10 protein-coding genes are annotated in these 11,042 nt (G+C 34.2%); 2 read left to right on the top strand and 8 right to left on the bottom strand.

Annotation, left to right across the window (positions count from 1 at the left end; genetic code table 11):
- Both ACIQ0D_RS08745 and nadA read right to left on the bottom strand, forming a co-directional pair.
- A partial coding sequence (locus ACIQ0D_RS08745) for a dicarboxylate/amino acid:cation symporter (RefSeq protein WP_395804746.1) occupies positions 1–620 on the bottom strand: 620 nt, incomplete at its 3' end.
- Between the two features lie 3 nt (positions 621–623).
- Positions 624–1,616 (bottom strand): quinolinate synthase NadA, encoded by a 993-nt coding sequence (gene nadA / locus ACIQ0D_RS08740; protein WP_395804744.1) that lies wholly within the window; start codon positions 1,614–1,616, stop codon positions 624–626.
- A gap of 407 nt (positions 1,617–2,023) precedes the next feature.
- Between nadA and nadB the strand changes: the two genes are divergently transcribed.
- Positions 2,024–3,613, top strand: coding sequence for an L-aspartate oxidase (gene nadB / locus ACIQ0D_RS08735; RefSeq protein ID WP_395804742.1), 1,590 nt, complete (start codon positions 2,024–2,026; stop codon positions 3,611–3,613).
- A gap of 9 nt (positions 3,614–3,622) precedes the next feature.
- Positions 3,623–4,144 (top strand): gamma carbonic anhydrase family protein, encoded by a 522-nt coding sequence (locus ACIQ0D_RS08730; RefSeq protein WP_395804740.1) that lies wholly within the window; start codon positions 3,623–3,625, stop codon positions 4,142–4,144.
- Here ACIQ0D_RS08730 and ACIQ0D_RS08725 read toward each other — a convergent pair.
- From ACIQ0D_RS08725 to ybeY, 6 genes are all read right to left on the bottom strand, one after another.
- Complete coding sequence (locus ACIQ0D_RS08725; protein WP_395804738.1) at positions 4,125–5,759, bottom strand: Ig-like domain-containing domain; 1,635 nt, start codon at positions 5,757–5,759, stop codon at positions 4,125–4,127. The two genes, ACIQ0D_RS08730 and ACIQ0D_RS08725, sit on opposite strands and share 20 nt — an antisense overlap.
- 133 nt (positions 5,760–5,892) lie before the next feature.
- Positions 5,893–7,755 (bottom strand): tRNA uridine-5-carboxymethylaminomethyl(34) synthesis enzyme MnmG, encoded by a 1,863-nt coding sequence (mnmG, locus tag ACIQ0D_RS08720; protein ID WP_395804736.1) that lies wholly within the window; start codon positions 7,753–7,755, stop codon positions 5,893–5,895.
- 95 nt (positions 7,756–7,850) lie between these two features.
- Positions 7,851–8,111: a hypothetical protein gene (locus ACIQ0D_RS08715; protein WP_395804734.1), complete on the bottom strand. Its 261-nt coding sequence runs from the start codon at positions 8,109–8,111 to the stop codon at positions 7,851–7,853.
- Positions 8,112–8,115: 4 nt separating this feature from the next.
- Positions 8,116–9,969: an ABC-F family ATP-binding cassette domain-containing protein gene (locus ACIQ0D_RS08710; RefSeq protein WP_395804732.1), complete on the bottom strand. Its 1,854-nt coding sequence runs from the start codon at positions 9,967–9,969 to the stop codon at positions 8,116–8,118.
- A complete protein-coding gene (locus tag ACIQ0D_RS08705; protein ID WP_395804730.1) occupies positions 9,966–10,622 on the bottom strand; it encodes an NAD(P)H-binding protein in 657 nt (218 codons plus the stop codon). The genes ACIQ0D_RS08710 and ACIQ0D_RS08705 overlap by 4 nt, the downstream gene beginning before the upstream one ends.
- Before the next feature lie 137 nt (positions 10,623–10,759).
- Positions 10,760–11,042 (bottom strand): rRNA maturation RNase YbeY (gene ybeY / locus ACIQ0D_RS08700; RefSeq protein WP_395804728.1); only part of this gene is annotated, 283 nt, incomplete at its 5' end.

The raw sequence follows: 11,042 nt of genomic DNA, 5'->3' as shown, positions 1-11,042 counted from the left end.
ACTCCAATTTGATAAGCAAAATAGGCTCCCAGACCGATTGGAGCAATTTTCATGATTAAAATTAATAATTGCTTCATTACCTCATCTCCGGCAAGGAGAAATTTTTTGAAAGCTTCACCAGTTTCACCCGCACGAGAAGTAGCAAATCCAACAAGCAATGAAAAAATAATAAAAGCCAACATACTTTTGCGAGAGAGTAATTCGTAAAATTCATTTACGGTTAGTAAACTCGTTGCTTGTTGGCCCCAATTTTGAGATTTTATATCCTCAATAATTGGAGCAGTGGTTTCAAGAGTTTGAGGCAATGGAAATAACCAAACAGCTAAAACGGTTAAAGTAGCTGATATTAAAACTGTTCCAATAAAAACGAAAAGGGTAATAAACATCAATTTACCCATTTTTTTACTTCGATCAATATTAGCAACAGATGAAGAAATTGCGAAAAAAATAAGGGGAATCACAGCGGTAAAAAGAAGATTTAAAAAGATATCACCAAGAGGTTTAAGTACCTCCACTTTTTTACCTAGTATTAAACCTAATACAGTTCCAATACTAATTCCGATCAGTAATTTGATAATACTGCCATAATTCTTTAAAAATCCTGCTGATTGTTCAGTCATAAATTATAAACCAAGTTTTGCGGAAATTTCCAGCATTTTTTCAATGGGTTTTTGCGCTTGTAAAATAATATCCATAGGGACATTAACCTCTGGAAGTTCATTTTTCATGCATAAATATAACTTTTCTAATGTATTTCTCTTCATATGCGGACAATCATTGCATGCACAAGAATTATTCGGAGGGGCGGGTATAAAGGTTTTATTCGGACTCGCTTTTTCCATTTGATGAATAATTCCACTTTCTGTTGCTACAATAAATTCACTAGCGGGATTATTGATGGTATATTTCAATAAACCTGTTGTTGATCCAATATAATCCGCCATTTGTAAAATCACATCCTCACATTCTGGATGAGCTATAAATTTAGCTTCTGGATGTCTGTTTTTTAATTTTACTATTCTTTGTTGAGAAAATATCTCATGCACCATACATGCACCATTCCAAAGAACCAAATCACGACCTGTTTTTTTAGCTACATAGGCCCCAAGATTTCTATCGGGACCGAATATTATTTTTTGATCTTTTGGTAAGCTTTCTACTATTTGAACTGCGTTTGATGACGTGCAAACTATGTCACTCATTGCTTTTAATTCTGCTGTACAATTCACATAAGTTATTACCATGTGATCAGGATATTTTTCTTTAAATTTTGCAAATAATCGTGGCGGACAACTATCTGATAATGAACAACCTGCTTTTAAATCTGGTAATAAAACTTTTTTATTAGGAGATAAAATTTTAGCTGTTTCAGCCATAAAATGAACTCCAGCAAAAACAATTATATCTGCATCTGTTTTAGCGGCTTCCTGAGATAATCCCAAACTATCGCCAATATAATCTGCGATGTCTTGAATATCAGGTTCCTGATAAAAGTGCGCCAATATAACTGCATTTTTCTCTTTTTTTAATCGTTTAATTTCGGCAAACAAATCAAGTGATGGATCAATTAATTCGTCTATAAAACCTTTACTATTTAATTCTTCGAAGGTATTCATTTATCAACTATTCAATAAATACTATTTATTATTTAAATAAGAATCTTATTGTTTATTAGGGTGTTGGTAATGTGTAAAAATTTGATATTTTTTTATTCCTTTTCTTGTTTTTAATTATTTATCAACAACTTCTAAACAGATTCTCTTTCTTATATATCTGATTATCAGGTATTTTATTTTACCTAATTATTTTTCAATTTTTTATATGTGGATTTTTTTCAATCGTTAAAAAGTGGATTACTTTGTCATAATTGATTAAAACTTATTCAAAAATAAGTTAATTTAATCTTAGTCGAACTATTTTTAAGCTTCTTTGTTTTTTATTCAACGTGTTTTGCTACTAAATTAACATCTTTGACTAGCTTATTAACATCTTTGTTGAATGCTTTATTTTATTATTATCTTTTATGAGAAATGTCGATTTTTTAGTCGTTGGTTCTGGAATTGCAGGTTTAAGTTTTGCGCTAAAAGCTGCGCAATATGGTAAGGTTCTGATTGTTACAAAGGCTAGTGAAGATGAATCTAATACTAAATATGCTCAAGGTGGGGTAGCGGTTGTTGTAGATAAAGAAGAAGATTCTTTTGATAAACACATTGAAGATACTTTAATAGCAGGTGATGGTTTATGTGATCAAGAAATTGTTGAGTTAGTAGTTAAAGAAGGCCCCGAAAGAATTGATGAAATTATTAAATACGGTACTTCTTTTGATAAGACTAAACATGGTGTTTTTGACTTAGCTAAAGAAGGTGGTCACTCAGAAAGTAGGGTGCTACATTATAAGGATATTACTGGTTTAGAGATAGAACGATCTTTATTGCAACAGATTCATAATAACACTAATATTGAAATTCTTACACATTATTTCGCTGTTGAATTAATTACTCAACATCATATTGGTGTTTTTGTTGATAAAAATTCCGTTGATATTGAATGTTATGGTATTTATGCCTTAAATACCGCTACGAATAAAGTTGAGAAGTTTTTATCCAAAGTAACTTTAATGGCATCTGGAGGTGCTGGTCATATTTATTCGAATACCACTAATCCGGTGATTGCGACAGGTGATGGTATTGCTATGGCTTATCGTGCTAAGGCAAAAGTTCGTAATATGGAATTTATTCAATTTCATCCTACCGCACTTTATAATCCTGGTGAGTATCCGTCATTCTTAATTTCAGAAGCTGTGCGTGGTTTTGGTGGCGTTCTTAAAACAAGAAATCAGCAAGAATTTATGCATCTATATGATGAGCGTGGTTCTTTGGCTCCTCGTGATATTGTAGCTCGGGCTATTGATGCTGAAATGAAAAAGTCTGGTGATGATTTTGTGTATTTAGACATCCGTCATCGCTCTAAAGCGGATATTTTATCTCATTTTCCAAATATTTATGCCAAATGTTTAAGTATTGGTATTGATATGACACATGATTTAATTCCCGTGACTCCTGCAGCACATTATATGTGCGGTGGTATTATGGTAGATAAAGTTGGTAAGTCATCTATTCATAGACTTTATGCTTGTGGGGAATGTGCCAGTACTGGACTGCACGGTGCTAATCGATTGGCCTCCAACTCTTTATTAGAAGCGCCAGTTTTTGCACATCGTATTTTTGAAGATGCAATTAAGGTATTTAATAATTATACAATTCCTCAAAATATCCCTGAATGGGATGAAACTGATACTAAATTGTCGAATGAAGATATTTTGGTTACCCATAATTTACGGGAAACCCAAAAAGTAATGAGTGATTATGTTGGGATAGTTCGTTCCGATTTTAGATTAGATCGTGCTATGCGCCGTCTGGGTTTGCTTTATGAAGAAACTGAATCTTTTTATAAAAAGACTACACTTTCCGTTAAGCTATGTGAATTAAGAAATGTTATTCAGAATGCTTATATCGTTATTAAATCTGCTAAATTACGTAAAGAGAGTCGTGGTTTGCATTTTACTACTGATTATAAATCACATGCGGAAGCACCACATGATACTGTATTTTAAATTTAGATTATGCCGCTAATTTTACCAGTTAAAGGAGTTTACCCTACTATAGGAAAGGATTGTTTTTTGGCCGAAAATTCAACTATTGTAGGTGATGTCACTATCGGGAAACATTGTTCAGTATGGTTCAGTGCAGTTATCAGAGGAGATGTAAATTTTATTACTATCGGTGATAATACGAATATTCAGGATGGTGCGGTTATACATTGTACCTATTTAAAAGCGCCAACCATCATTGGAAATAACGTTTCTATTGGTCATAATGCCTTGGTACATGGATGTGTAATTAATGATTATGTACTTATTGGAATGGGTGCCATTGTAATGGATCATGCCCTAGTTGAAGAATTTTGTATTATTGCTGCGGGTACTATAGTTCTAGAAAATATGCGCTGTGAATCTGGTTTCTTATACGCAGGTATTCCAGCTCGTAAAATAAAACCATTAACAGAGGAGCAAATTGCTCTTTTGAAAAAACTTCCAGAAAACTATAAGATGTATTCTAATTGGTTTATTCCGGATTCGGAATAGTAATCTTTTCTTCTAAGTCCCAATTTGGTCGTAGGGTTATTATCTTTTCGAAATTCCAGGTACTTTCTGGTTGTATTCCTAGTAAGACATTACCCGTATCCCATTCTTTATTTCTATTAAAGTCATAGATTACCCTTATTTTATATTTTCCTGTGGGATATCGGGTATAATTTAATTCTTGATTTTTAGCTATATTATCTTCTTTTAATACTTTGTAATCATCTGACATCCATTGTATTATATAATTTTTACTTGTATCGGGCACTGTTATGTTTATAGATATACTACCATAATTTTCCTCTACATCCAATTCAAATTTTCTGTTATAAACCTTTGATTTATTTCCCCTTACATCTTCAATTGCATTGTTGTCTATTTTAATTTGGTACTTTTTGTTTAGTCGCCATGGATATTTTATAGTATATCCTCTTTGCATATTTTTATCCTCCAATACTGAATAATTTTTAAGAGGTATCGAATCTTCCATAAGGCTAATTAGTTTCTCATTCACTGTTTTTATTGGTCCTGAAAATTTGATCTTTAATTCTGATCCAGGTCTCAATTTGCCATTACTTGTATTGTCGGTAATACCTATTGTTTCTGTATAGCTATCTTTTTTATTTCTTCTTAAGATGACTGTATCTAATGCTATTTTAGATGAGTTGACTGCCACTTTTATCGAATCAAATGTTAATTCAGTTAGCCAAATTCTTACAGAGTCGCGTGTATTTGAAAACTCTACTGTTTTGAGATTATTTAGTGCTATTGGTTCTAAAATTTCTATTGTGGGTTCAATTATTGCTTTATTGAATGTTAGTAAAATTTTTCCATCCGCTTCTATTTTTCTATCTAGTACTGAAAACTGTTTGGGCACTTCTTTAAAAAGACTTAGTAAAATATCAGCTGTGTCTTTATTAAGTTTAATTGGATTTTTCAGAAAGGCTATTTCTTCTGATTTTCCATTGTAAATTCGATCTCCAGCGCCCTGTTCATTTAATGCATAAATCCGATAAGTATCTTCTCTGAGATTTGATAGTTTAAAATTTCCAGATGTATCGGTTGTTGCAAAAAAGTTCGGTCTTTTTTTTCCAAATAGAGAATCTTGGCTTATTGGCAAAATAAATACGGTTACCTCTTTTACTTTCTGTTTTGTTAATGAGTTAATTACCTTTCCGGATATGGAAAGTGAGTCGATTTCATTTCCTGTTGAAAATACGTAGGTATAGTTTTTTAAAATATTTCCTTCGTTCACATCTAAAATTGCTTTTCCAAAATTTATGGTATAAGTTGTATTTGGTATTAGCGTTTCTTCAAAACTTATTTCAAGTTTTTCTTTTTTCGCTTTGTATGTTGGTGGGATATCCATACTTGGCGAAATACTTATTTCTGTAAACTCATTACTTAGTTTTATAAATTCGTCAAATTCTATTTCTATTTTTTTGACATTAAAATTTCTAGTCAAATTTTTTGGAAGCTCTTTTATTACGACTGGTTGGATCGTGTCTTTTGGTCCGCCGGTTGGCGCTTGCACGCTTGCGCAGGAAGAAATAAAGAAATTTGATATTATGCCTAATATCACAATGGTTAAACTAAGTGTTCTTTTAAAATTGACCATTTTTAAGCCCTGTATTAAGTTTTATTTGTTTTTGAACCAATCACTATAACAACACAAAGAAAGTGTCTCTGGTGCGCTCTTTCAAAGTCCCCTATAAAATATCATAAACCCTTGTAAATCAGTATATTATGTATTAACGGCTCATATGAACCATTAAAACTGAAATATCTGATGGTGAAACTCCAGAAATTCTTGAAGCTTGACCCAAAGTTCTCGGTTTTATTTTCATTAATTTTTCTCGTGCTTCTTTTGATAAAGATACGAGTTCGCGATAATTGAATTCAGGATTTATAATTTGATCCTCCATTCTTTTCATTTTATCTACGATCTCTAATTCTTTTTCAAAGTAACTTTCGTACTTCACTTTTATTTCAGCCTGCTCTACGGTTTCGAGATTATAACTTTTTAAGAGTTCATCGAATATCGGATCCGCTTTTCTTAAATCTTCAAAACTTATTTGTGGTCGTGTAATTAATTGGAACATCTTCATGTTTTGTGAAATACCAGGTGTACCTTGACTTTCCAATATATGATTCACTGCTGTTGGTCCGATTGAAGTATTTTTTAAATAGTTTACAATTTTATCAGCGTTTGCAATTTTTTGATTCACTTTTTCTAAACGTTCATCACTAATCAATCCTAATTGATGTCCGATTCCGCTTAGTCGGATGTCTGCATTATCTTGTCTTAATAACAAACGATGTTCCGCTCTTGAGGTAAACATCCGATAAGGTTCTTCTGTACCTTTCGTAACAAGGTCGTCAATTAATACCCCGATATAAGACTCTGCTCTTTTTAATATAATTTCTTCTTTTTGATTGATTTTTTGATGAGCGTTAATGCCCGCCATAAACCCTTGGCATGCCGCCTCTTCATATCCTGTTGTACCGTTTATTTGGCCAGCGAAATATAGGTGCTCAATTTTTTTAGTCTCTAATGTTAGTTTCAATTGAGTAGGTGGAAAGAAGTCGTATTCAATTGCATATCCAGGTCTGAACATTTTTGCATTTTCAAAGCCAGGTATTTTTGTGAGTGCTCTATATTGTACATCTTCAGGTAAAGAAGTTGAGAAGCCATTTACATAAATTTCCACTGTATTCCACCCTTCGGGTTCTACAAATATTTGGTGTCTATCACGCTCAGCAAATCTGTTTATTTTATCCTCAATCGACGGACAATATCTCGGACCTAAGCCTTTTATTCTACCTGTAAACATTGGCGATTTTTCAAAACCTTCTTTCAAGGTTTCATGTACTTCTGCGTTGGTATAAGTTATCCAACAGCACCTTTGTTCGGTAGGAAGTTCCACATCGGTATATGAAAACCTTCCACGTTTTTCATCTCCCCATTGTTCTTCCATTTTGGAATAATCCAATGAACGGCCATCTACACGTGGTGGTGTTCCTGTTTTCATTCTTCCTGCTTCGAATCCCAATTCGACCAATTGCTCTGTTATTCCAGTGGCAGATTTTTCCCCAGTTCTACCACCACCAAATTTCTTTTCGCCCACATGTATTATTCCGTTTAGGAATGTTCCATTAGTTAACACAACCGCTTTGGCTTCAACCCTTATCCCCAACGATGTTTTCACACCACACACTTTATTATCCTCTATGAGTAGGGATGTTGCAGTATCTTGCCAGAAGTCAACATTGGGTGTTTGCTCCAGTGCTAATCTCCATTCTTCAGCAAATCTTTTTCTGTCGCTTTGGGCTCTAGGACTCCACATTGCTGGTCCTTTAGAACTATTTAGCATTCTAAACTGCAAGGTTGTTTTATCTGTGATTATCCCAGAGTAGCCACCCATTGCGTCAATCTCACGCACAATTTGGCCCTTTGCTACACCACCCATTGCTGGGTTACAACTCATTTGTGCGATGGTTTCCATATTCATGGTAATTAGCAAAACACTAGAACCAAGGTTAGCTGCCGCAGCCGCTGCCTCGCATCCGGCATGTCCGGCACCTACCACAATTACATCATATTTTTTAAACATAATCTTCGATGTTCCACGTGGAACAATTTAAATTTAATTGTTAAACGTTTCTTTTTTCTTTAATGTTCCACGTGGAACAATTTCTATTTATTCTATCAATCTACTTTTTTTGTAATTGTTTCACGTGGAACATGCTTAATAAAAGAGCTTAATGCAGCCAATACCCAAACCCCTTCAAGTATTACAAAAGGGTAAAAAGATATTAGGTAGGAGGAATATCCACATAGTCCAGCCCCAACAATATTTAGTCCACTATACCATTTATTATCTGTACTCATTATCTTTTTCAGATTTAAGAAAAAGGCAATAAGAAGGAGTGTTACACCTGCTGATGCGATTATATCCGACTGACTCATATACTTATTTTATTTCAGAGAGTTCTAGCCATCTCAATGTTTTTATATCCATCTCGTCTTTCAAAGACTGAATTTTTAATGCAATTTCTGAAAGCTTTGTGTGATCCGTAATACCTGAATTTAATTCCGCCGTTAGGCTTTCAATGTTTTTTTCAAGCCCCTTTGTGTCAGATTCCAGATCATCTAATTCCTTTTGTTCTTTAAAACTAAGCTTTCTTTTAGGTGTTTCTGGCTCAGACTTTTCAACTATTGGCTTAGCTTTTACAGGCGCTTTTGGCTCATCCTGTTCTAAACGATAGTCGGTATAATTACCCGAATAAATACGAACATTTCCATCACCTTCAAAAATAAACAACTGATCCGTTAAGCGATCAATCAAATATCGATCGTGAGATACAAGCATTAATATGCCAGGGAAGTTCAGTAAAAAATCTTCCAAAACATTTAAGGTATCAATATCTAGATCATTTGTGGGCTCATCCAATATCAGATAATTGGGGTTTTTCATGAGCACCCGCATTAATTGCAGTCGCTTTTTTTCGCCACCACTTAGTTTATTCACCATGCCATATTGTTTGGCAGGCGGGAAGAGGAAGTGGGTAAGTACCTGACTTGCCGTTAGGGTTTTTCCATCAGCCATGGTAATGTATTCTGCAATATTCTTTACCACATCAATTACACGCTCGTCTTCTTTAAACTCTAGTCCACCTTGTCGGTAATAACCAAATACCGTAGTTTCACCTACTTGTACACTTCCTTTATCAGGCTGAATAGCACCCGTTACTATATTGAGGAGAGTAGATTTTCCCGTACCATTTTTCCCGGCTACACCAATTCTGTCACCCTTTTTAAACACATAAGAAAAATCATTGATAATTGACTTTCCATTAAAAGCTTTTACAACATGATCAAGCTCTAATATTTTATTTCCCTGACGTGCAACATTCACACTGAGCTCGAGAGAAGATTTAACTTGGCGACCTTTTGTTTTTTCTTCCAAATCATAAAAGGAATCAATTCTTGATTTGGATTTGGTTGTACGAGCCTTGGGTTGTCTGCGCATCCATTCCAATTCTTTCTTTAGGAGATTAGAGTTTTTGCTAAAAGAAGCATCTTCCGCAGCGTTTTGTTCTGCCTTTTTCTCTAAGTAATAACTGTAATTACCATTGAACGATTGAAGTTTTCCGCGATCAAGTTCGATAATTCGGGAAGATACATTGTCTAGGAAATAGCGATCATGCGTAACCAATAATATTGTTTTTTGTCCGCTAGTCATATAACTTTCCAACCATTCAATAGTTTCAATATCCAAGTGGTTGGTAGGCTCATCTAAAATATATACGTCTGGATCGTCAATAAGTAGTTTTGCAAGAGCTAAACGTTTTCTTTGGCCCCCAGATAATGTTATAATTTTTTGTTCAAGATTCTGAATGCCCATTCTCCCCAAAATGGTTTTTATTTCATATTCATACTCCCAAGCATTGGCATTGCTTAATTCATCCATTAGTTTATTGAGGAGCTTTTCGTCTTGAACTTCTTTACTTACAGCCTCCTCGTATTGTCTAATTAATTGTTGTTTTTCATTGCCAATGGAGTAAATAAAGTCGCTGATGGTTTCCTGATTTTGAAATTGAGGATCTTGTTCTAGATAACCAATTCTGAGATCACGTTCTGTCACCACCTTGCCTAAACTTGGAGCCAGCAAACCAGATAAAATTCGCAACAGTGTCGATTTACCCGTACCATTTATTCCCACTAATGCTACCCGGTCGCCTTTATTGAGACCAAAATAAAGGTCTTTAAATAACCAGTTATCATTAAATGAATGTCCTAATTGCTCTGTTGATAGTATGCTCACGCTAATTCTTTTATTTGTTTAGAGGGATATGTAAAAGTTCCTTTTAGTTCTTTTATCGACTGCTTCATCATTGCTTCTGCCACGTCAGACGCTTTAATGCTTCTATAATTTTCAAGTGGACCTAAAAGTATTGGGTTCAATAACTTCATGATCGGCATCATTATCCTTTCTAAGAGACGATTTTCTTGTCGTTTACCCTCTAAAAAAGATGGTTGATATATGTGCAATGATGGTATATTTAGTTTTTTTAATTCATTTTCTAATTCTCCTTTGAGTTTTAGATAGGCGTTTTTAGATTCGGAACTTGCACCAAGCGAGCTAACCAGATGGAATTGGCTTATTCCATTCTGAAGCCCAATTTTGGCTAGATTTAATGGATACTCTAAGTCAACTTTTCTGTAATTGTTCTGCTCTGGCGACTTAGATTTGGTTGTTCCAAGGCAGCAATAAATTATGTCTCCATTAATTTTTGATGCGTAATTATCTATCTTATCGAAATTAAGAACTATTTCTTTGACCTTAGGGTTCGAGATAGAAAGCGGATTTCGCAGCAATAATGTAATTTCTGCAATCTGTTCTGAACGAATTAAAGCCGACAATAAACTGCTGCCTATAAGTCCGCTCGCCCCAACAATTATTACCTTATACGCCATTCAATGAATAATTAAGCTGCAAAGGTACGCATATTAGCATTGGAATTAATATTACATGTTTAAACATATAAATAAATAACAATTTGATGAAAATAGGTTATTATAATAGGGGTGGAGTGATGAGTGATTGGGCTGGACTAAAAACCTCTTTTTGAAAGGTAAAAATCTTCTTTTTGGGTCATGATTACTTTTGCTTCTTTCCCTTTATCAGGGTATCCAAGCAGGTGTAAGGTGCCATGAATCATAACACGCTGCAGTTCATCTTCTAGCTCTGTTTTAAAGCTTTCAGCATTATCTTGAACGCGATCTACACTAATGAATATATCACCAATAATGAGTCCCTCTTTATCGCTATTATCAAAAGTTATGATGTCGGTATAAGTATCGTGATTTAGGAATTGCTGATTGATGGAAAGTAGG

It is taken from the genome of Daejeonella sp., assembly GCF_044342615.1.
Taxonomy (GTDB): domain Bacteria; phylum Bacteroidota; class Bacteroidia; order Sphingobacteriales; family Sphingobacteriaceae; genus Daejeonella.
Note: the sequence above shows the minus strand (reverse complement) of the source record. Positions and strands in the feature narration are given on the sequence as shown.

Excerpts from the sequence above, each read along its gene's own strand:
- ACIQ0D_RS08715 (WP_395804734.1), bottom strand. The coding sequence starts at position 8,111 with ATGAGTCAGTCGGATATAATCGCATCAGCAGGTGTAACACTCCTTCTT.
- nadB (WP_395804742.1), top strand. The coding sequence starts at position 2,024 with ATGAGAAATGTCGATTTTTTAGTCGTTGGTTCTGGAATTGCAGGTTTA.
- nadA (WP_395804744.1), bottom strand. The coding sequence starts at position 1,616 with ATGAATACCTTCGAAGAATTAAATAGTAAAGGTTTTATAGACGAATTA.
- ACIQ0D_RS08705 (WP_395804730.1), bottom strand. The coding sequence starts at position 10,622 with ATGGCGTATAAGGTAATAATTGTTGGGGCGAGCGGACTTATAGGCAGC.
- ACIQ0D_RS08730 (WP_395804740.1), top strand. The coding sequence starts at position 3,623 with ATGCCGCTAATTTTACCAGTTAAAGGAGTTTACCCTACTATAGGAAAG.
- mnmG (WP_395804736.1), bottom strand. The coding sequence starts at position 7,755 with ATGTTTAAAAAATATGATGTAATTGTGGTAGGTGCCGGACATGCCGGA.
- ACIQ0D_RS08725 (WP_395804738.1), bottom strand. The coding sequence starts at position 5,759 with ATGGTCAATTTTAAAAGAACACTTAGTTTAACCATTGTGATATTAGGC.